Annotated in this window: 19 protein-coding genes; 8 read left to right on the top strand and 11 right to left on the bottom strand. The window is 60.7% G+C overall.

Translation table 11 applies throughout. The features are described 5' to 3' along the window. Window positions 1–14: 14 nt before the first annotated feature. From HQ912_RS27185 to HQ912_RS27170, 4 genes are all read right to left on the bottom strand, one after another. On the bottom strand, window positions 15–758 hold the full coding sequence (locus HQ912_RS27185) for a hypothetical protein (protein WP_047226112.1): 744 nt from the start codon (window positions 756–758) through the stop codon (window positions 15–17). A gap of 3 nt (window positions 759–761) precedes the next feature. After that, on the bottom strand, window positions 762–1349 hold the full coding sequence (lpoB, locus tag HQ912_RS27180) for a penicillin-binding protein activator LpoB (RefSeq protein ID WP_173407497.1): 588 nt from the start codon (window positions 1347–1349) through the stop codon (window positions 762–764). Window positions 1350–1511: 162 nt separating this feature from the next. Next, window positions 1512–1883 carry a YcfL family protein gene (locus tag HQ912_RS27175; RefSeq protein ID WP_047226110.1) on the bottom strand — a complete coding sequence of 124 codons (372 nt, stop codon included), beginning with the start codon at window positions 1881–1883 and terminating at the stop codon, window positions 1512–1514. An 18-nt stretch (window positions 1884–1901) separates the two neighbouring features. After that, complete coding sequence (locus HQ912_RS27170) at window positions 1902–3299, bottom strand: COG3014 family protein (RefSeq protein ID WP_047226109.1); 1398 nt, start codon at window positions 3297–3299, stop codon at window positions 1902–1904. Between the two features lie 311 nt (window positions 3300–3610). On the opposite strand from HQ912_RS27170, the gene HQ912_RS27165 reads away from it, so the two are divergent. Continuing rightward, window positions 3611–5509 (top strand): FTR1 family protein, encoded by a 1899-nt coding sequence (locus HQ912_RS27165; protein ID WP_107321373.1) that lies wholly within the window; start codon window positions 3611–3613, stop codon window positions 5507–5509. A 108-nt stretch (window positions 5510–5617) separates the two neighbouring features. Continuing rightward, window positions 5618–6073 carry a YaiI/YqxD family protein gene (locus tag HQ912_RS27160; protein ID WP_047226107.1) on the top strand — a complete coding sequence of 152 codons (456 nt, stop codon included), beginning with the start codon at window positions 5618–5620 and terminating at the stop codon, window positions 6071–6073. Window positions 6074–6193: 120 nt separating this feature from the next. Here the strand turns inward: HQ912_RS27160 and elbB are convergent, their stop codons facing one another. Then, a complete protein-coding gene (gene elbB, locus HQ912_RS27155; protein WP_173407496.1) occupies window positions 6194–6862 on the bottom strand; it encodes an isoprenoid biosynthesis glyoxalase ElbB in 669 nt (222 codons plus the stop codon). Window positions 6863–6985: 123 nt separating this feature from the next. On the opposite strand from elbB, the gene HQ912_RS27150 reads away from it, so the two are divergent. Further along, window positions 6986–8221: a sterol desaturase family protein gene (locus HQ912_RS27150; protein ID WP_047226105.1), complete on the top strand. Its 1236-nt coding sequence runs from the start codon at window positions 6986–6988 to the stop codon at window positions 8219–8221. Here HQ912_RS27150 and HQ912_RS27145 read toward each other — a convergent pair. Then, window positions 8202–8825 carry a DedA family protein gene (locus HQ912_RS27145; RefSeq protein ID WP_047226104.1) on the bottom strand — a complete coding sequence of 208 codons (624 nt, stop codon included), beginning with the start codon at window positions 8823–8825 and terminating at the stop codon, window positions 8202–8204. The genes HQ912_RS27150 and HQ912_RS27145 overlap by 20 nt on opposite strands. A 205-nt stretch (window positions 8826–9030) precedes the next feature. On the opposite strand from HQ912_RS27145, the gene hemB reads away from it, so the two are divergent. After that, window positions 9031–10044, top strand: a complete 1014-nt coding sequence (gene hemB, locus HQ912_RS27140; protein WP_047226103.1) for a porphobilinogen synthase — start codon at window positions 9031–9033, stop codon at window positions 10042–10044. A gap of 17 nt (window positions 10045–10061) precedes the next feature. Further along, window positions 10062–12284: a polyphosphate kinase 1 gene (gene ppk1, locus HQ912_RS27135; protein WP_047226102.1), complete on the top strand. Its 2223-nt coding sequence runs from the start codon at window positions 10062–10064 to the stop codon at window positions 12282–12284. A 144-nt stretch (window positions 12285–12428) separates the two neighbouring features. Here the strand turns inward: ppk1 and ppx are convergent, their stop codons facing one another. The 5 genes from ppx to HQ912_RS27110 form a co-directional block, all read right to left on the bottom strand. Next, window positions 12429–13931, bottom strand: coding sequence for an exopolyphosphatase (gene ppx / locus HQ912_RS27130; protein WP_047226101.1), 1503 nt, complete (start codon window positions 13929–13931; stop codon window positions 12429–12431). Window positions 13932–14108: 177 nt separating this feature from the next. After that, window positions 14109–14846, bottom strand: coding sequence for an amino acid ABC transporter ATP-binding protein (locus HQ912_RS27125; RefSeq protein ID WP_076383066.1), 738 nt, complete (start codon window positions 14844–14846; stop codon window positions 14109–14111). Continuing rightward, on the bottom strand, window positions 14833–15483 hold the full coding sequence (locus HQ912_RS27120) for an amino acid ABC transporter permease (protein WP_076383065.1): 651 nt from the start codon (window positions 15481–15483) through the stop codon (window positions 14833–14835). The genes HQ912_RS27125 and HQ912_RS27120 overlap by 14 nt, the downstream gene beginning before the upstream one ends. Continuing rightward, window positions 15480–16148, bottom strand: a complete 669-nt coding sequence (locus HQ912_RS27115) for an amino acid ABC transporter permease (RefSeq protein ID WP_047226098.1) — start codon at window positions 16146–16148, stop codon at window positions 15480–15482. The genes HQ912_RS27120 and HQ912_RS27115 overlap by 4 nt, the downstream gene beginning before the upstream one ends. Before the next feature lie 21 nt (window positions 16149–16169). Beyond that, the gene (locus HQ912_RS27110; RefSeq protein WP_173407495.1) at window positions 16170–16955 is read right to left on the bottom strand and encodes a transporter substrate-binding domain-containing protein; all 786 of its coding nucleotides are present in this window, start codon (window positions 16953–16955) and stop codon (window positions 16170–16172) included. Between the two features lie 253 nt (window positions 16956–17208). Between HQ912_RS27110 and HQ912_RS27105 the strand changes: the two genes are divergently transcribed. The 3 genes from HQ912_RS27105 to rho all read left to right on the top strand — a co-directional run bounded on the left by HQ912_RS27105 (window position 17209) and on the right by rho (window position 19868). Continuing rightward, window positions 17209–17916, top strand: a complete 708-nt coding sequence (locus HQ912_RS27105; protein WP_173407494.1) for a FadR/GntR family transcriptional regulator — start codon at window positions 17209–17211, stop codon at window positions 17914–17916. Window positions 17917–18036: 120 nt separating this feature from the next. After that, the gene (gene trxA / locus HQ912_RS27100; RefSeq protein WP_047226095.1) at window positions 18037–18366 is read left to right on the top strand and encodes a thioredoxin TrxA; all 330 of its coding nucleotides are present in this window, start codon (window positions 18037–18039) and stop codon (window positions 18364–18366) included. 242 nt (window positions 18367–18608) lie between these two features. Further along, complete coding sequence (gene rho, locus HQ912_RS27095; RefSeq protein ID WP_025216061.1) at window positions 18609–19868, top strand: transcription termination factor Rho; 1260 nt, start codon at window positions 18609–18611, stop codon at window positions 19866–19868. Window positions 19869–19938 lie beyond the last annotated feature (70 nt).

Below are 19938 nucleotides of genomic sequence, written 5' to 3'. Positions count from 1 at the left end.
AATCGCTGAACCGCTTAGCGCAAAATGACCGGCGCGGTATCCCGTGGCAGGTTGTTGCGCGGCGCAGGCTCGCCGGCTTGTTCGTAGTTCGGCCCGCCAAGTTGTTCGCTCAGTTGCCGCGCTACGTCCTCACCCAGGGCCTTGGACACCTCGCGCACGACTCGCGGGCGGTTGAGGTTGATGCGTACGTCCCGATGATTCAGCAGCTTGGTGTCCTGGCCTTCACCCATGGCGGTGAAGGCCGAGGTGATTTCGTAGGTTTTGGTGTTGATCAGGCTGAAGTCCGCCACCAGGGTCAAGGCGAGCACGGCCGAGTAGCTGTTGGTATTGGCCAGTTCATTGATGTCGCGGGTGAAGTCGATGTCCGATACGGTGCCGAACAGCACGTAATCGGCGCCCTTGAAGTGCCCAGCCTTGATTCGCTTGATCACGTCATAGACGTCGCCCGTGGACGAAGCGGTGTGGGGCGTGCCTTGCACGAGCTGGAACATCCCGCTGCGCAGGATTTCGCCCTTGATGTCGCCGGTGAACTTGCGCAGTTCGCCCTGCTCGATGTAGCTGGTGGTGGCTTCCATCTCGTCGTAGCTCGACGAAGCGCTGGCGCTGTAAGGGTTCGCCTGGAAGTTGCTCTGGGCCGAAACGGTGTGGATGTATTCCTCCACCCGTTGCTGGTACGCCAGGTCAGTGACCGCGACTTTCGGGGCCGCCTGGGCGCCGAACGCGCAGGCCAGGGCCATGATGCCGATCCATGTGCGCATGGCTTAGCGCTCCGTGGTCTTGCGGATTTCTTTCTCGTCCATCCACTCGGCCAGACCGCTTTCGACGTCGATCAATTGCAGGCTGAATTTGTAGAAGACGTCCTTGTAGTCGCTGCTGCGCTTGACGATCGAGCTGATGGAGCCTTCGAGGCGGTATTTGGCCGCGATCATGTTGCCGGTCTTGGCCACGGTGCTTTTCTTGTACAGGCCGCTCTGGTTTTGCAGCTTGAGCTGGTCAACCTGGCTGTCCATGGCGTTGTTGTCGCTGGCGAAACGTGCCGCACCGGTCTTCATCAATTGGGTCTTGATGCTGGTGGTGATCTCGCGGGTGTCGATGTACTCGCTGGTCTTGTTCTTCACGTCATAGACCTGAACCACCGGGCGGCCCTGCAGAATGCCGGACTGGGCCAGGGAGCGGGTCATGGACTCGGCGATCATTTGCAGATCGGTGGAACCGAATTCGTTGGTCACGGTTTCCACGGCCTTGGTGTCGCCGTAGCTGATGTTCTTGTTGCCCAGGACCGGAGAGTTGTTGGCACAGCCGCTGACCAGCAGGGCGGCAAGGGCGAGGGATGAAATGCGTACAAACATGGGAGTGCTCTCGAAAGCTGAAAAATTAGGGTTAACGCGTGGTGCCAGTCAGTAGAGCCTTTTGTGGGAGCGAGCCTGCTCGCGATAGCGGTCTGTCAGCCAAGCGCATTGCTGGTTGATGCATTGCTATCGCTAGCAAGCTCGCTCCCACAGGTGTGTGGCTCAAGGCGTATTGATTTCCAATCGGAAATCCACAGCCTTGGGGGTCGGTGCGATAGCCGGCAGGAAACTGGTTTGTTCGCCGTACAGCGTCAGGCTTTTCCAGGTTTCTTCCTCGGCAACCGGAAAGCCTTCCGGTCCCAACCAGGCAAAGCGGTAGTACATCGTCTTGTTGTTGAAGCTGGTGTTGCTCAACTGCACATTGACGGTCAGGTAGCCGTTTTCCCGGGCCACGCGCATGGCGCCGACCACGATGTTTTTCTGCTTGCCCATGGCCACGACTTTGCTGGCGGCGCTGCCCGGCTCCGGCGGCGCAGGGGTGGCGCAACCGGCCAGCAAGGCCAGGACACCGAGGGTGATCAATTTTAAACGCATTTGAACAAGACTCCGTTCTTAAGGTTGCTTGATGCTGGCGACGGCGGTCGGGTTGGTGCTCGGGATCACCTGGGCGGCCAGGCCACCGGCGAAGACCTGATTGCCCACCGCCCGCAGGCTGATGACCTGGTAACGCTGATCGACGGTAACCTTGACCACCGAACCGCCCACCGCGCTCGGCAAGGTGACGTGGTGTTCACCTTTTTTCAGGCGCAGACGCACCACTTGGGTGTAGTCCGGCAGGGTGCGCCAGGTCCGGGTGTCCGCGCCTTCCAGCACGGCCGAGGTCAGGCCCACCGCGAGGCCGGCCAGGGGATTGGTTTCGTTGATCTGTTTTTGCGCCACGCCCCGGGTGATCGCGCGCACGGTTGTGCGCAGGATGATGCCGGGCATGTCGTCGCGCAGGGCGCGGCGGGACATGGCTGTGGTGCTGTTGAGCTGGGTCAGGTCCAGTTGACGACCGTCGACACCGATTTGAGTGAACGTGGCGGTGGAGGTGTCAGGCTTGATCAGGGGGAATGACAGTGGCGTGATCACCACATTGCCGCTGATGGGCAGGGGCAGGGGAATGCGGATCGAGTCCCGTGACGGCGCCAGGCCGCTCTGCACCACAATCAGGATGTCGCTTTCATCTTTCTTGCCAGCGGGCTTGTCGAGGTTGATCAATGCCTGCTCCAGCAACGGCGTATTCGGACGCAGTTCGGCGGCTTTGCGATAACCCGGAGCGGCCAGGTCTTTTTCGCCCAAGGCTTCATAGACGAACCCGGCCAGGTAATGGCTGAACGCACTCTGATAGCTGTTTTTCAGGCTGATCACTTCCGGCGCGTCGAGGCTGGCCACCGGGTAGCCCTGCAGGTCCTTGTACTCGGTCTTGACCCCTTGCTTCTCGGCGTCTTCCTCGCGCTTGAGGTATTCCTTGTCCCGCAGGTCGGCAATCACCGCTTCGCGCTCGTGGGTTTTCTTGATCTGCATCCGCGCGCCGTCGAAGTCGTTCACGGCCAGCTGGTTCAGGGCCATCTGCGTGGTCAGCATGACCTTTTCGTAGTCATAGCCTTCGTAGCGTCGAACTTTATCGTTGACCAGAAAGCTGCCGAACTGTGCCAGATATTTGCCTGTGTCGAGCTTGACTGCATCTTCCCACTGACCCACCTGCTGATCGGCGCTGGACCAGGCAGCCTGACTGCCGGGCAGGTCGCCCTTGGCGCGCAACAGTTCGCCTTTTTCGAAGAAATACAGCAGGTCTTTGTCTTGGCTGGTGTTGTTCTTCTCCAGCAGGGTCAACGCCGCGTCGACGTTGCCGGAAGCCAGTTGCTGATTGGTCTGGGCCAATTCGCTGTCGTAGTTGCGAAACGCAGAGCAGCCAGACAACAAGGTGATCGCGCCGAGGGCGATCGAAAGAGCGGCACGGGATGCCATGAATACTTCTTCCCTGAGGTATCAGCCGGGGGTGCGGGTCGGGCTGGGACGATCCACGGACGAGCGCTGGGCGCTGTCGGTTCCTCATAACCGGAGGAGCTTTTATGCCTTCGGACAATAAGAGGGCGGCGGGATTATAAACATGGCCGTTGGCTATGTAATGGCTTTTTAATCTCGTAATGCAGTTTTTGTGACATCACTTCCAAGCGTGAAGATCCGATGAAATCTGCTTCAGAAACACATCAACCCTTGAGTCAAGGTCATTGGAAGTGAACAATGTGTTACTTCTTATTTCCATCTGAGAGTCATTCATGACTGCCCCGTACCGTTTTCTGGCCTGGCTAGCGCTGCCGTTGTTTGCGCTATGCAGCGCCAATCTATTGGCCGACACCCTGGAGGGCGCCCCCCAGGCGCTGCATTTACTGGATTACATCGGGGCGGATTATCCGGCGACGGTGCAGGCGGGCAAGGTTGTCGACGAGTCTGAATACCGCGAGCAACTGGAATTTACCCAGCGCCTGGAAGGGCTGATCGTTGCGCTGCCAGCCAAACCTGAGAAAGCAGAGCTGACACAAGGCGTCGCCGCCTTGCGCAGCGCCATCACCGCGCATCAGGACGGCGATGAGGTCGCCCGCCTGGCGCGGCAACTGGGGGCCAGACTGGCGGTGGCGTATGAGGTCAGTCAGGCGCCGGTGATCACCCCGGACCCGGCCCGCGGTGCGCCGCTATATGCGCAGAATTGCTCGGTGTGCCACGGTGACAGCGGGGCCGGCGACGGTCCTGCCGGTGTCGGCCTGGAGCCTGCACCCGCCAACCTGCGCGATGGGGCGCGCCTGGATCATCTGAGTCTCTACGCGATCTACAACACGCTTGGCATGGGCGTCGAAGGCACTGACATGCCGGCCTTTGCCGATCAGCTCGACGACCGTCAGCGCTGGGACCTGGCGACGTACATCGCCAGCTTCAGCGCCGACCCGGCGGCCGCTAAAAGCGGACAGACCTTCAACCTCGCTGATCTCGCGCGCCAGACACCGACCGAAATCCTCGCGGCGCAGGGCCCTGAAGCGGCAGCCACCTTTCGTGCCCAGCGTGCCCAGCCGCCACAAGTGCAGCGTGGCCCGGCGCAGTTGCTCGACTACACCGCCACCACCCTGGACAAGAGCATCGCGGCGTATCGCGCCGGTGATCACGACCAAGCCTATGACTTGTCGGTAGCGGCTTACCTGGAAGGTTTCGAGCTGGTGGAAAGTTCGCTGGATAACGTCGATGCCAATGTGCGTAAGGACACTGAAAAAGCGCTGATGGCCTACCGTCAGTCGTTGCAGGATGGCTTGTCGGTCGAGCAGGCCGAGCAGCGCCTGGACGCGGCCAAGGCCAAGCTGACGGAGTCGGCGGATCTGCTGGGTGGCGACGGTTTGAGCTGGTCGCTGAGCTACATCTCGGGCTTGCTGATTCTGCTTCGCGAAGGGCTGGAAGCGATTCTGGTGCTGGCGGCGATCCTGGCGTTCCTGCGCAATACCGGTCAACAGTCAGCGGTTCGCAGCGTCAACGTCGGTTGGGGGCTGGCGCTGCTGGCTGGTCTGGCGACTTGGGGGCTGGCCGCTTATGTGATTGACGTCAGCGGCGCCCAGCGCGAATTGCTCGAAGGCGCAACGGCCTTGTTTGCCAGTGTGATGGTGCTGTGGCTGGGTGTGTGGATGCACGACCGACGTCACGCGGCGGCCTGGCAGGATTACATCAAGAGCAGTCTGGTGGGCGGCGGCGGACGTTTCGGTTTTGCGATCCTGGCGTTTTTCTCGGTCTATCGCGAGCTGTTCGAAGTGATCCTGTTCTACGAAACCCTGTGGCTGCAAGCCGGTCCCGCCGGGCATGATGCCGTATTGGCTGGCGGCGCCACGGCGCTGGTGCTGTTGGTGGGGTTGGCCTGGGTGATTCTGCGCGGCTCGGCGAAACTGCCGCTGGCGTTGTTTTTCAGCATCAATGCCGGATTGCTCTGCGCGCTGTCGGTGGTTTTTGCCGGTCATGGCGTGAAGGCGCTGCAGGAAGCCGGGATCTTTGGCACCCGTCCGGTGGCGTTCTTCGATTTCGACTGGCTGGGCATTCACGCCGATGCTTATTCCTTGGCCGCCCAAGTGGTGGCGATCGTGGCGATTGTGGTGTTGTACGGGCGCAGTCGGGTGGCGGAGAAGCGTAGGGTCCAGGTTTCCTGAACAGCATTCGCTGCGCTCATAATCGCGGGCAAGCCTTGCTCCCACAGTCAGTATTCGCCTGTGGAAGCAAGGCTTGCCCGCGATGCTTTTAATTAGAGGAAAAACTCAATGCGTGTATGGATCGACGCCGACGCCTGTCCCAAGGCCGCGAAGGAACTGGTGGTCAAGTTCGCCTTGAAACGCCGCTTCGAAGTGGTGCTGGTGGCCGGCCAACCGCAGATCAAGCCGGCCTTGGCCTGCGTGAAGCTGATCGTGGTGCCCAGCGGGCCTGACGCGGCGGACGATTACCTGGTGGAGCATGCCGTACCGGGTGAGCTGGTGATCTGCAGCGACGTACCGTTGGCTGACCGGCTGGTGAAGAAGGGGGTTGCGGCACTGGATCCGCGGGGCAAGGAGTTCGATGCGCAGAACATGGGTGATCGGCTGGCGGTGCGCAACCTGTTCACCGACTTGCGTGAGCAGGGCCATATGGGCGGCGGGCCGGCAGCGTACAGCGAGCGGGACAAGCAAGGGTTCGCCAATGCGCTGGATCGGATACTGACGCGCTTGGCCCGAACTTCCTGAGTCTTGCTCGGACCTCTTGTGGGAGCGAGCCTGCTCGCGATGACGGTGTGTCAGCAAACAGATACATCAACTGAACTGACGCCATCGCGAGCAGGCTCGCTCCCACATTGAAGGGTGGTGTTACTCGTCATTCTCGTGAGTCAACTCCAGCACCCGGTCCACCAGTTTATTGATCCCCGAAGCCGCTTCGCTGATGTTCTGCGCCAGCATGTAGGCCGGCGTGCTGACCAGCTTGCGCGCAGTGTCTTCGACGATATCGGTGACAGCGCAGTCTTCGTGGATGCCGCCCATTTTGGTGACGGCGGCGGCAGTGTCGGTATCTGTGCCAATGGTACAGGTCACCCCCGGACCATAGATTTTTGCCGCCAGGGCCGGGGAAATGCAGATCAGCCCCACCGGTTTTCCGGCCTCGGCAAAGGCTTCGGTCAGCGCCAGAACCTCCGGCTGGACGGTGCAGCCCGCGCCTTCGACGGCAAAGTTGGAGAGGTTCTTCGCCGCGCCGAAACCGCCAGGCACGATCAGCGCGTCGAAGTCCTCGGCGTTGGCTTCGCGCAAATCCTTTACATTGCCCCGAGCGATCCGGGCGGACTCCACCAATACGTTGCGGCTCTCGGGCATCTGCTCGCCGGTCAGGTGATTGATGACCTGCAACTGCGCGATGTCGGGGGCGAAACACTGCACCTGTGCGCCGCGCTGGTCGAGGCGCAGCAAGGTGATCACGCTTTCTTGGATCTCTGCACCGTCATACACGCCACAGCCGGAAAGGATCACTGCAACTTTTTTGCTCATGGGCTTTTCTCCAGATTCATGGCGTTAAATGTCCACTAATTTGTCACTCGTTGCCATAGGGTTATCGAGCAGCTACACCTAATCTGCCGACTATCTCCCTGCTTTGTCTGCTCGGGTTGCGTCATGAATTTCATTCTGTATGCCGTGCCGTTTTTCTTTGTGCTGATTGCCGTCGAGTTGCTGGCCGACCGCTGGCGGGGTGTGAGCCATTACCGCGTGGCAGACGCCATCAACAGCCTGAGCACCGGCGTGCTCTCCACCACGACCGGTTTGCTGACCAAGGGCGTGGGGTTGGTGACCTACGCGTTTGCCTTGGAACACCTGGCCGTTATCCACTTGTCTGCCGACCAGGCCTGGGTCTGGGTATTGGCCTTCGTGTTCTACGACTTCTGTTATTACTGGCTGCACCGCATGGGCCATGAGCGCAACATCCTCTGGGCGGCCCATTCGGTCCATCATCAGAGTGAGGACTACAACCTCTCCACGGCGTTGCGCCAGACCAGCACCGGGTTTGTGTTGAGCTGGATTTTCTACCTGCCGCTGGCGGTGGCCGGCGTGCCGCTGGTGGTGTTCGTCAGCGTGGCGGCGTTGAATCTGCTGTATCAGTTCTGGGTCCACACCCAACACATCCCCAAGCTCGGCTGGCTGGAGTGGTGTTTCGTTACGCCGTCCAATCATCGCGCCCACCATGCACAGAACCCTCTTTACATGGATCGCAATTACGGCGGGGTGTTCATTATTTGGGACCGTCTGTTTCGCACCTTTCAGGAAGAAGACGCTAACGAACCGGTGATTTTTGGCGTGACCACGCCGCTGGCGAGCTGGAATCCGTTGTGGGCCAACCTGCAGTTCTATGCGCAATTGTGGGCGGATGCGCGACGGGCAGAGCGCTGGCGAGACAAGCTGCGGATCTGGTTTATGCCCACCGGTTGGCGTCCGGCGGATGTGGCGGCGCGGTACCCGCTGAACAAGCCGGACCTGAGTCAGTTCCGCAAATTCGAGGTGCCGCTGGACGGCCGCCAGCAGTGGTACGTGGCGTTGCAGTTCTGTACCTACATTGCGCTGGGCAGTTACTTGATGAACCTGGAGAACAGCCTGTCGGTTGCTGCCCTGGTGTTGGGTTGGGGCACGGTGGCGCTGGGTTTGTTTGTGTTGGGCGTGGCCTTGGAGAATCGCCCGTGGGCCCTGAGGCTGGAGCTGTTGCGGCTGGTCCTGAATTTACCACTGGTGTGGCTGGCGCCGCTGGTGGGGTTGTGGCCGGCCAGCCCCGTGGCCTGGGTTGGGTTGCTCAGCTACAGCCTGCTCAGTGGCATCGGGCTGTATTGCTGTCGCAGCCGGGTCACTCGGCTGGCGTCGTAGGCTCGTGGGTCCTGGCTTGCTCCAGCCGTTCGGCTTCGAGGACTTTCCTGGCCAGCCGTGCATTCTTGATACGTCGACGCAGCCACAGGCATAGCCCCAGCACCAGCAGGGCACCGAGTACCCACAACTCATATTTCTTGATGCTGCCCAGCATGCCTTCGAGCACCGCGCCGAAGTGGTACGCGGCGGCGGCCAGGGCAGTGGCCCAGATCGCCGCGCCGATACCATTGAGCAACAGATAGCGGCCCGGCGGATAGCCCGACAGCCCGATGGCCACCGGCATGACTGTGCGCAAGCCGTAGACGAAGCGAAAACTCAGGACCCAGATGTCCGGATGCCGGCGAATGTGCTCCAGCGCCCGATCGCCCATCAACTGCCAGCGAGGTTTTCGCGCCAGTAGCCTGCGGCCGTGCTTGCGCCCCATGAAGTACCACAACTGATCGCCCGCGTAGCTGCCGCAGAACGCCACCACCACCACCAGATTGATGTCCATGTAGCCACGGAACGCCAGGAAGCCTGCGAGCACGAGGATGGTTTCGCCTTCGAAGAACGTGCCGATAAACAAGGCCAGGTAGCCGAAGTCATGGAGAAATTGCTGGAGCATTGTCTGGGTGCTGGCGAAATGAACGCGCAGCCTAACCCTTCGGACACATTCAGGAAAGTATCGAGATGTGTCTCGACGTGAACATTTCCTGCAACGACAATGACTGCGACGACGGGACGCAGGTGCACATATCTGTCATCTGTTCGTCATAATGGCCGTCTATAACTGTCACGCTCGCCCGTCAGCGCGGGCTCAGGAGTCTGCCGTGAGCTTTACCCCCGCCAATCGTCTGTTCCCCGCTACCCGTCTGCGTCGCAATCGCCGTGATGAGTTCTCTCGTCGGCTGGTGCGTGAAAACGTGCTGACCACTGATGACCTGATCCTGCCGGTGTTCGTGCTGGACGGTGAGAACCGTCGCGAGGCCGTGGCCTCGATGCCCGGGGTAGAGCGCCTGACCATCGACCTGTTGCTTGAAGAAGCCGCCAAGTGGGTCGAGCTGGGTATTCCGGCGCTGGCGCTGTTCCCGGTCACGCCTGCCGGGCTCAAGTCCCTGGACGCCGCCGAAGCCTGGAACCCCGATGGCATCGCCCAGCGCGCGACCCGTGCCCTGCGTGCCCGTTTCCCGGAACTGGGCGTGATCACCGACGTGGCGCTGGACCCGTTCACCACGCATGGGCAGGACGGCATTCTCGATGAAGAAGGCTATGTGCAGAATGACATTACCGTCGATGCACTGGTCAGGCAGGCGTTGTCTCACGCCGAGGCCGGTGCCCAGGTGGTGGCGCCGTCGGACATGATGGACGGTCGCATCCAGGCGATCCGTGAGGCGCTTGAAGTGGCCGGTCATGTCAATGTGCGGATCATGGCCTACTCGGCCAAGTACGCCAGCGCCTATTACGGCCCGTTCCGTGATGCGGTCGGCTCGGCGCTGAATCTGGGCAAGGCCAACAAGGCCTCTTATCAGATGGACCCGGCCAACAGCGAGGAAGCCTTGCACGAAGTGGCGGCGGACTTGTCAGAAGGGGCTGATATGGTCATGGTCAAGCCGGGCATGCCTTACCTCGACATTCTTTGCCGGGTCAAAGACGAATTCAAAGTACCGACCTTTGTCTATCAGGTCAGCGGCGAGTACGCCATGCACATGGCGGCAATCCAGAACGGCTGGTTGGGCGAAGGAGTGATCCTTGAGTCCTTGACCGCTTTCAAACGTGCAGGAGCTGATGGCATCCTGACTTACTTTGCTGTGCGCGCCGCCCAATTGTTACGAGAGCAGAAATAGCCTCCCAGGAACTTGTGATGAATACCGAAGGACTCTCTGAAGTTGCCGTAAAAGACGCTCAGCCCGTGGTCGAGCAGGTCGCCGAAACACCGCCGGAGCATGAGGCCGTGCCTACGCCGCCGGTGGTGCCCGAGGCCCCCGTGGCCCCTGCGATTGTCATTCCCAACCTGGATGACAGCAGCCTGTACATCCATCGCGAGCTGTCGCAACTGCAGTTCAACATCCGCGTGCTGGAGCAGGCGCTGGACGAGTCCTACCCGCTGCTGGAGCGGCTCAAGTTCCTGCTGATCTTTTCCAGCAACCTGGACGAGTTCTTCGAGATTCGCGTCGCCGGCCTGAAAAAGCAGATCACCTTCGCCCGTGAACAGGCCGGTGCCGACGGCCTGCAGCCGCACCAGGCTCTGGCCCGCATCAGCGAGCTGGTCCACGGCCACGTTGACCGCCAGTACGCGATTCTCAATGACATTCTGTTGCCCGAGCTGGAAAAGCATCAGGTTCGCTTCATTCGTCGCCGCTACTGGACCACCAAGCTCAAGACTTGGGTGCGCCGCTATTTCCGCGACGAGATCGCCCCGATCATCACCCCGATCGGCCTCGACCCGACGCACCCGTTCCCGCTGCTGGTCAACAAGAGCCTGAACTTCATCGTCGAGCTCGAAGGCATCGACGCCTTCGGTCGCGATTCCGGCCTGGCGATCATCCCCGCGCCACGCTTGTTGCCGCGCATCATCCGCGTGCCGGAAGACGTCGGCGGCCCCGGTGACAATTATGTGTTCCTGTCGTCGATGATCCACGCTCACGCCGATGACCTGTTCCAGGGCATGAAGGTGAAGGGTTGCTACCAGTTCCGCCTGACCCGTAACGCTGACCTGTCGGTAGACACCGAAGACGTCGAAGACCTGGCCCGCGCCCTGCGCGGCGAGCTGTTCTCGCGTCGCTACGGTGATGCGGTGCGCCTGGAAGTGGCCGACACTTGCCCCAAACACCTGTCCGACTACCTGCTCAAGCAGTTCAACCTGCATGAGACCGAGCTGTATCAGGTCAACGGTCCGGTCAACCTGACCCGACTGTTCAGCATCACCGGTCTGGACAGCCATCCGGAACTGCAATATTTGCCGTTCACGCCGCAGATCCCGAAGTTGCTGCAAAACAGCGAGAACATTTTCAGCGTGATCAGCAAGCAGGACATTCTGCTGCTGCACCCGTTCGAGTCGTTCACGCCCGTGGTCGACCTGCTGCGCCAGGCGGCCAAGGATCCCCACGTATTGGCGGTGCGCCAGACCCTGTATCGCAGCGGCGCCAACTCGGAAATCGTCGACGCCTTGGTGGACGCGGCGCGTAACGGCAAAGAGGTCACGGCAGTGATCGAATTGCGGGCGCGCTTCGATGAAGAGTCCAACCTGCAACTGGCCAGTCGTCTGCAAGCGGCCGGTGCGGTGGTGATTTATGGTGTGGTCGGCTTCAAGACCCACGCCAAGATGATGCTGATCCTGCGGCGCGAGGCCGGCGAGATCGTGCGTTACGCCCACCTGGGCACCGGCAACTATCACGCCGCCAACGCCCGTCTGTACACCGACTACAGTCTGCTGACCTCCGACGATGCCTTGTGCGAAGACGTCGGCAAGCTGTTCAGTCAGTTGATCGGCATGGGCAAGACCCTGCGCATGAAAAAACTGCTGCACGCGCCGTTCACCTTGAAAAAGGGCATGCTCGACATGATTGCCCGGGAGACGCAGTTCGCCCTGGACGGCAAGCCGGCGCACATCATCGCCAAATTCAACTCGCTGACCGATCCGAAGATCATCCGCGCGTTGTACAAGGCCAGCCAGTCGGGCGTGCGCATCGACCTGGTGGTGCGCGGCATGTGCTGCCTGCGGCCGGGTATCCCGGGGGTTTCCCACAACATCCATGTACGCTCGATCATCGGTCGCTTCCTGGAACATACCCGGGTGTTCTACTTCCTCAACGGTGGGGAGGAGCAGATGTTCCTGTCCAGCGCCGACTGGATGGAGCGCAACCTCGACAAGCGCGTCGAGACTTGCTTCCCGGTGGAAGGCAAGAAGCTGATCCTGCGGGTCAAGAAGGAGCTGGAAAGCTACCTCACCGACAACACCCACAGCTGGAGCCTGCAATCGGACGGTCGCTATATCCGCAACACGCCGACCGGCAACCAGAATGCCCGCAGCGCCCAGGCGACATTGCTGGAGCGCTTGGGCAGCCCGTTGCTGACGGTTCGTTAAGAGGTAGAGGTAGGCTTAGCTTTTGTGGCGAGGGAGCTTGCTCCCGCTGGGCTGCAAAGCGGCCCTGAATTCTTGGGAGGGCTTCGCCCTCCAGCGGGAGCAAGCTCCCTCGCCACAGGGATTGCAGCTCATTCCAGTGAGCAATCAGTGGATGTTCAGCACAATCCCGACTCGGGTAAGCCATTCGGCTTCCTGGGCGAAGTCAGCCTGGGTCAGTTGGTTCTCTTCCAGCCAGCCTTCGGGAAACAGCACATCCAGTTGAGCTCCGTCGGCGCGCAGGACCACCTGGGGCATTTCCTGGGTACCGCGGATGTGGTGGAACAGGATCGCAAAGCGCAGCAGCACGCACAGGCGAATCAGTTTGATGCCGTCATTGCCGAACTCGGCGAATTTATCCCTGGGAATATTGCGCCGGTGGCCACGCACCAATAGCGCGAGCATCTGCTGGTCTTCGCGGGAGAAGCCTGCCAGGTCCGAATGCTCGATCAGGTAGGCGCCGTGTTTGTGGTAGTGATAGTGGGCGATGTCCAGGCCCACCTCATGCACCTTGGCGGCCCAGCCCAGCAATTCGCGCCAGACCCCGTCGTTCAGATCCCAGTCGTCGGCCACCTGGTCGAAGGCGTGCAGCGCTTTGCGTTCGACCCGTGCGGCCTGTTCCTGATCGACGTGGTAACGCTCCATGAGCGAGCCCAGGGTGCGCTCACGGACGTCTTCATGGTGATGGCGCCCGAGTAGGTCATAGAGCACGCCTTCGCGCAGGGCACCCTCGCAGTGGTCCATGCGTTGCAGTTCGAGGGCGTCGAAAATCGCTTCGAGGATCGCCAGGCCCGCCGGGAAAATCGCCCGGCGGTCAGGCTTGATGCCTTCGAAATCGATTTTGTCCGAGTCGCCGAGCTTGAACAGCCTGCGCTTGAGCCAGGCCAGGCCTTCGGCGTTGACCTCGCCAGTGCCATGGCCGCCGGCCTTGAGGGCCAGGCCAATGGCGCGAATGGTGCCCGAGGAGCCAATGGCTTCATCCCAGGTCAGGCGGTGCAGGGCATGTTCGATGCTCATGATTTCCAGACGAGCCGCCGTATAGGCCTGGGCGTAGCGCGCCGGGGTGATCTTGCCGTCGCGGAAATAACGCTGGGTGTAGCTGACGCAACCCATTTGCAGGCTTTCGCGCAGCAGCGGCTCGAAGCGCTGGCCAATGATGAATTCGGTACTGCCGCCACCGATGTCCGCCACTAGGCGTTTGCCCGGTGTGTCTGCCAGCGTATGGGAGACACCGAGGTAAATCAGACGGGCTTCTTCACGCCCGGAAATGACTTCCACCGGATGGCCGAGGATCTCTTCGGCGCGGTGGATGAATTCGCCGCGGTTGCGCGCCTCGCGCAATGCGTTGGTGCCCACGATCCGTACCGCGCCCAGGGGCATGCCGTTGATCAGTTGGGCGAACCGCTTGAGGCAATCGAGCCCGCGCTGGATGGATTCTTCGCTCAGCTGGCGCTCTTCGTCGATGCCGGCGGCCAGTTGGACCTTCTCGCCGAGCCGCTCAAGAATTCGGATTTCCCCGTTCTGGGCCTTGGCGACGACCATGTGGAAGCTGTTGGAGCCCAGGTCTATGGCTGCGATCAGGGACAGATTCTTGGCTTGGGATGGCGGCATGGTCAAAAAGTCTCGGTCGATAACCTTGCCATCCTGCCACGATCAACCGCTTACGCCAACGCAAAGGCGACCGCTTCGCGTCAATCGCGAGCAGGCTCGCTCCCACAAGTGACCGAGTCGCGATCGAAGTGGGAGCGAGCCTGCTCGCGATGAGGCCAGAAACGGCGCAGCAGAACCTCAGGTCGCCGACTCGACCGTCCCGATAAAATTCGCCAGTTCCACCGTCTGCGGATCGGCGAACAGCACCTTGGGGTCCCCCGTCTCATGCACCTTGCCCTGGTGCATGAACACCAGCTTGTCCCCTACTTCACGGGCGAAGCGCATCTCGTGGGTGACCATGATCAGGGTCATGCCGTCCTTGGCCAGCTGTCGCACCACGCCGAGCACTTCATTGACCAGTTCCGGGTCCAGGGCGGAGGTGATTTCGTCGCACAGCAGTACTTTTGGCGACATCGCCAGGGCGCGGGCGATGGCGACCCTCTGTTGCTGGCCGCCGGACAGGCGGTCCGGAAAGGCGTCGAATTTCTCCCCGAGTCCGACTCGCTCCAGCATCTGGCGTGCCAATTCAGCCGCTTTGGCCTTGGGTACTTTTTGAACAACCTGCGGCGCGAGCATCACGTTCTCACCGACGGTCAGGTGCGGGAACAGGTTGAATTGCTGGAACACCATCCCGACTTTCTGTCGCAGGCTGCGCAGATCGGCGCGGCTGGCGTCGAGGTATTCGCCGTCGACTTCAATCACGCCGTCGTTGATCGACTCCAAACCATTGAGGGTGCGCAAGAGGGTGGATTTGCCCGAACCGCTGCGACCGATGATCGCCACGACCTGGCCTTCCTCGACGCTCAGGTCGATGCCTTTAAGCACGTGGTGATCGCCGTAGTATTTATGCAGGGCGGAAATTCTAAGCAGAGGCATGCAGTCTCCTTTCCAGGTAGCGCGCACTGAGGGACAAGGGGTAGCAAAGCAGGAAGTAACCGAGGGCCACCAGGCCGTACACCATGAACGGCTCGAACGTGGCGTTGGCGAGCATGCCGCCGGTCTTGGTCAGTTCGGTAAAGCCAATGATCGAGGTCACTGCCGTGCCCTTGACCACTTGCACCGAAAACCCCACGGTCGGCGCCACGGCGATGCGCAAGGCCTGGGGCAGGATCACGTAGCGCAACTGCTCCAGCGGGTTGAGGGCCAGGCTCGCCGAGGCTTCCCACTGGCCGTTGGATATCGCGTCGACGCAGCCACGCCAGATCTCCGCCAGATAGGCACTGGTAAACAGCGTCAAGGCAATTGCCGCTGCCATCCACGGCGAGATTTCCACCCCGGCCAGGGCGACGCCGAAGAACACCAGGAACAGCTGCATCAACAGCGGTGTGCCCTGGAACAGCTCGATGTAGGTGCGAGCAATATTGCGGGGCAGGGCGCTTTTGGAAATGCGCAGCACCATCACCAGCAAGCCGATCACGCCGCCCCCGATAAACGCCACCAGCGACAATGCCAGGGTCCATTGCAGGCCCGTGAGCAGGTTGCGCACCACGTCCCAGAAAGTGAAATCGCTCATTGGCTGCTCCTGGCAATGTAGCGGCGCCCCACCCAGTTCAGGAACTGGCGGATCAACAGCGCCATGCACAAGTAGATCAGCGTGGTCAGTGCATAGGTTTCGAACGCGCGGAAATTACGGGACTGAATGAAGTTGGCGGCAAAGCTCAGCTCTTCAGTGGCGATCTGCGAGCAGACCGCCGAGCCGAGCATCACGATGATGATCTGGCTGCTCAGGGCCGGCCAGACCTTGCCCAGCGCCGGCAGCAGCACCACATGACGAAAGGCTTCGAAACGGCTCATCGCCAGGGCCGCGGCGGCTTCCAGCTGCCCACGCGGAATGGCCTGGATGCCGGCGCGGATGATCTCGGTGGAGTAGGCGCCGAGGTTGATCACCATTGCCAGTACCGCTGCCTGCCATTCGGATATCTGCAAGCCCAGGGACGGCAGGCCGAAGAAAATGAAAAACAGCTGCACCAGGAATGGCGTGTTGCGGATCAGCTCCACGTACACGCCGAAGATCGCCGAGAACGGACGAATATGCCACGCCCGCACCACGGCACCGACGATGCCCAGGCCAACCCCGAGCAGCGCGCCGATGGCCGTCAACTCCAAGGTGAACAAGGCACCGCGCAACAGCAGCTCGGTGTTCTGCACCACCGGCATAAAATCGAACTGATAAGCCATGCTCAACCTCTCAGGCGACGGTCAGAGATCGGCCGGCAGCGGCTGCTTGAGCCAGGTCTGGGAGTTTTTCTCCAGGCTGCCATCGGTCTTGGCAGTGGCCAGGATCTGGTTGACCTTGTCCAGCAGCGCCGGCTCGTTCTTGTTCACGCCCACATACACTGGCGAATCCTTGAGTTTTACTTTCAGCGCCGGGACGCGCTTGGGGTTGCGTTCGCTGATTGCGACCATCACCACGTTGCCGCTGGCGATCAGGTCCACCTGACCGGCCAGGTAGGCGGCGATGGTCGAGTTGTTGTCTTCAAAGCGTTTGATCGTGGCGCCTTGGGGAGCTACCTTGGTCAGCTCGATGTCTTCGATGGCGCCGCGGGTGACGCTGATGGTCTTGCCCTTGAGGTCGTCCAGGCCATTGATGGCGGCCTCGGGCGGGCCGAATACCGCGAGGTAGAACGGCGCGTAGGCGCTGGAGAAGTCGATGACTTTTTCACGCTCGGGGTTCTTGCCCAGGCTGGAGATCACCAGGTCAACCTTGCCGGTGGTCAGGAACGGAATGCGGTTGGTGCTGTTGACGGGGGTCAGTTCAAGCTTGACCTTGAGCTGATCGGCCAGCAGTTGTGCGGTGTCGATGTCCAGGCCGCGCGGCTTCATGTCCGGGCCAACCGAGCCGAACGGCGGGAAGTCCTGGGGGACTGCGACTTTGAGGGTGCCACGCTTGACCACGTCTTCCAGGCCGTCCGCTTGAGCGGGCAGATGAGTGAGCATCAGGCTGGCGAACAGGGCGGTAAGCAGGGCGCTGTAACGCTTGATCATGGCGAATCTCCGCATCGGTGATGTGATTTCTGCGTTCGGACAGAGCACAGGCCATGCCAAGCTGGTTTTTAATCTGCCAAAGCCACGGTTTTACTGGCGGGATGAGGTCTTACTGGTCTGAACAGTTGCGCCGCGTTTCGCACCGTTATCGAGCGTTGGTATTTGCCGCCGAACCCAAGTGGAGCACGACTTGCCGGGCGCGGCGTTTAGCTTTACAACTGGTCGCTCACTGGCCCGGTTCGTCTGAAAAACCATGAATTCCATCTCTCGCGCGGTGCCCGAAGTGGCGCTGCAAGCCATCCGTAAACTGATCATCGATGAAGGCTTCGCTCCCGGGGATGCGCTGCCGTCGCAACGGGACCTGGCGTTGCAACTGGGGGTGAGTCGCGCCTCGCTGCGTGAAGCGCTTTCATCGTTGAGTGCGCTGGGCGTCATCAGCGTACAGCCGGGCAAGGGTGTGTTCGTGCAGTCGTCGGTGGAGGTTTCGCGCAGCGAACTGGCCCCGGGCTGGCCGTTCGCGGCCCAGGCTTCGCCGGTGGATATCTTCCAGTTGCGTTATGCCCTGGAGGGTTTCGCGGCCGGGTTGGCGGCGGTGACGTTGAGCGCCGATGAACTCGACACATTGGAGGACAACGTCGAGGCCATGCGTCGGGAGCTCAAGGCAGGGGATTTCGACGCAGCGGCGCGGCTGGATTTCGAGTTCCATCGGCGCATCCTGCAGGCCAGCGGCAACCAGGCGATGCTGAGTATTCTCACCGCCAGCGCCGACATCTTCCTGGAGAGCCAGAAACTGCCGTTCATCAGGGCGGAGCGGGCGATGGAGACCTGGCAGGAGCATCGCAAGATCCTTCGGGCCCTGGCCCGTCGCGCTTCGGGTGGCGCGCAAAAAGCCATGCAGGAACACGTACGTAACGCCGCACTGCGCACCGGAATTTCCTTCGTGGCCCCGGCTGCCCCATGACGGGCGTCATACCTAAATACATCAGACACCATAGCGAGACTCAATCAACTGCGGCTTCCTGAACCCGGTAAGGGCAGCTATGATGGGCCACGTTTTTTTGCTGACAATCCCGGAGATTCCATGAGCAGCGATCTGATCAAACATGTTAGCGACGCTAGCTTCGAGGCTGACGTACTCAAGGCCGAAGGCGCGGTACTGGTCGACTATTGGGCTGAGTGGTGCGGTCCATGCAAAATGATCGCCCCGGTCCTGGACGAAATCGCTGACACCTACGCTGGCAAGCTGACCATTGCCAAGCTCAATATCGACGAGAATCAGGAAACCCCGCCCAAGTATGGCGTGCGTGGTATCCCGACGCTGATGCTGTTCAAGAACGGTAATGTCGAAGCCACCAAGGTTGGCGCACTGTCGAAGTCGCAACTGGCTGCTTTCATCGACGCCAACATCTAAGCGCCGAATGCTGTTGAAAAAGCCCCGCTAATCGCGGGGCTTTTTTCGTTACTCGGGGCTAGACGCTCGCAAACCCAGGTGTTACATTCGGCCCCGCACTGGTTTCTCCTTTGCCCCCTGCAAGCCGTCGCCGACGCACTCCTTTCGAATAAGTACGCGATCCTGTCGCCTTCTCCGCGGCGCGGCCTCATTAAGCCAAAAGCTTAATTTCCCCCCTCCATAAATGATTACGTCATTCCTATATGAATCTGACTGAACTCAAGCAAAAGCCGATTACCGAACTGCTCGAATTGGCCGAACAGATGGGCATAGAAAATATGGCCCGTTCGCGCAAGCAGGACGTGATTTTCTCCCTGCTCAAAAAGCACGCGAAAAGCGGCGAGGAAATCTCCGGTGATGGCGTGCTGGAGATTCTCCAGGACGGCTTCGGCTTTCTCCGCTCCGCAGACGCTTCCTATCTTGCCGGCCCAGACGATATCTACGTCTCGCCGAGCCAGATCCGTCGTTTCAACTTGCGCACCGGTGACACCATCGTTGGCAAGATCCGCCCTCCGAAGGAAGGCGAGCGTTACTTCGCGCTGCTCAAGGTCGACACGATCAACTTCGATCGTCCGGAAAACGCGAAGAACAAGATTCTCTTCGAGAACCTGACCCCGCTGTTCCCGACCGTGCGCATGAAGATGGAAGCCGGTAACGGTTCCACTGAAGACCTCACCGGCCGGGTCATCGACCTGTGCGCACCTATCGGCAAGGGCCAGCGCGGTCTGATCGTGGCGCCGCCGAAAGCGGGCAAGACGATCATGCTGCAGAACATCGCGGCCAATATCGCTCGTAACAACCCTGAAGTTCATCTGATCGTGCTGCTGATCGACGAGCGTCCGGAAGAAGTGACCGAGATGCAGCGCACCGTGCGCGGCGAAGTGGTTGCCTCGACGTTCGACGAGCCGCCGACCCGCCACGTGCAGGTTGCCGAAATGGTGATCGAGAAGGCCAAGCGCCTGGTCGAACACAAGAAAGACGTGGTGATCCTGCTGGACTCCATCACCCGCCTGGCTCGTGCCTACAACACCGTGATCCCGAGCTCCGGCAAGGTGCTGACCGGTGGTGTCGATGCCCACGCCCTGGAGAAACCGAAACGTTTCTTCGGCGCCGCGCGCAACATCGAAGAAGGCGGCTCGCTGACCATCATCGCCACCGCGCTGGTTGAAACCGGCTCGAAGATGGACGAAGTGATCTACGAGGAATTCAAAGGCACCGGTAACATGGAACTGCCTCTGGATCGCAAGATCGCTGAAAAGCGCGTCTTCCCGGCCATTAATATCAACCGTTCCGGCACCCGCCGCGAAGAGTTGCTGACCGCCGACGACGAGCTGCAGCGTATGTGGATCCTGCGCAAGCTCCTGCATCCTATGGATGAAGTCGCTGCCATCGAGTTTTTGGTCGACAAGTTGAAGCAGACCAAGACCAACGATGAGTTCTTCCTGTCGATGAAGCGCAAGTAATCGATCAGGCAGGGCAGCAAAGCCGGGGAAACCCGGCTTTTTGCTATCCGTGCATTCACTATTTTGAACG

This window comes from Pseudomonas sp. MPDS (assembly GCF_013283895.1).
GTDB lineage: Bacteria > Pseudomonadota > Gammaproteobacteria > Pseudomonadales > Pseudomonadaceae > Aquipseudomonas > Aquipseudomonas rhizophila.
The sequence above is the reverse complement of the archived record's forward strand: the minus strand, read 5'-3'. Positions and strand labels throughout refer to the sequence as shown.

Bases quoted from the DNA above. Each gene is read 5' to 3' on its own strand.
- HQ912_RS27185 (WP_047226112.1), bottom strand. From the start codon at position 758: ATGCGCACATGGATCGGCATCATGGCCCTGGCCTGCGCGTTCGGCGCC.
- lpoB (WP_173407497.1), bottom strand. From the start codon at position 1,349: ATGTTTGTACGCATTTCATCCCTCGCCCTTGCCGCCCTGCTGGTCAGC.
- HQ912_RS27175 (WP_047226110.1), bottom strand. From the start codon at position 1,883: ATGCGTTTAAAATTGATCACCCTCGGTGTCCTGGCCTTGCTGGCCGGT.
- HQ912_RS27170 (WP_047226109.1), bottom strand. From the start codon at position 3,299: ATGGCATCCCGTGCCGCTCTTTCGATCGCCCTCGGCGCGATCACCTTG.
- HQ912_RS27165 (WP_107321373.1), top strand. From the start codon at position 3,611: ATGACTGCCCCGTACCGTTTTCTGGCCTGGCTAGCGCTGCCGTTGTTT.
- HQ912_RS27160 (WP_047226107.1), top strand. From the start codon at position 5,618: ATGCGTGTATGGATCGACGCCGACGCCTGTCCCAAGGCCGCGAAGGAA.
- elbB (WP_173407496.1), bottom strand. From the start codon at position 6,862: ATGAGCAAAAAAGTTGCAGTGATCCTTTCCGGCTGTGGCGTGTATGAC.
- HQ912_RS27150 (WP_047226105.1), top strand. From the start codon at position 6,986: ATGAATTTCATTCTGTATGCCGTGCCGTTTTTCTTTGTGCTGATTGCC.
- HQ912_RS27145 (WP_047226104.1), bottom strand. From the start codon at position 8,825: ATGCTCCAGCAATTTCTCCATGACTTCGGCTACCTGGCCTTGTTTATC.
- ppk1 (WP_047226102.1), top strand. From the start codon at position 10,062: ATGAATACCGAAGGACTCTCTGAAGTTGCCGTAAAAGACGCTCAGCCC.
- ppx (WP_047226101.1), bottom strand. From the start codon at position 13,931: ATGCCGCCATCCCAAGCCAAGAATCTGTCCCTGATCGCAGCCATAGAC.
- HQ912_RS27125 (WP_076383066.1), bottom strand. From the start codon at position 14,846: ATGCCTCTGCTTAGAATTTCCGCCCTGCATAAATACTACGGCGATCAC.
- HQ912_RS27120 (WP_076383065.1), bottom strand. From the start codon at position 15,483: ATGAGCGATTTCACTTTCTGGGACGTGGTGCGCAACCTGCTCACGGGC.
- HQ912_RS27115 (WP_047226098.1), bottom strand. From the start codon at position 16,148: ATGGCTTATCAGTTCGATTTTATGCCGGTGGTGCAGAACACCGAGCTG.
- HQ912_RS27110 (WP_173407495.1), bottom strand. From the start codon at position 16,955: ATGATCAAGCGTTACAGCGCCCTGCTTACCGCCCTGTTCGCCAGCCTG.
- HQ912_RS27105 (WP_173407494.1), top strand. From the start codon at position 17,209: ATGAATTCCATCTCTCGCGCGGTGCCCGAAGTGGCGCTGCAAGCCATC.
- trxA (WP_047226095.1), top strand. From the start codon at position 18,037: ATGAGCAGCGATCTGATCAAACATGTTAGCGACGCTAGCTTCGAGGCT.
- rho (WP_025216061.1), top strand. From the start codon at position 18,609: ATGAATCTGACTGAACTCAAGCAAAAGCCGATTACCGAACTGCTCGAA.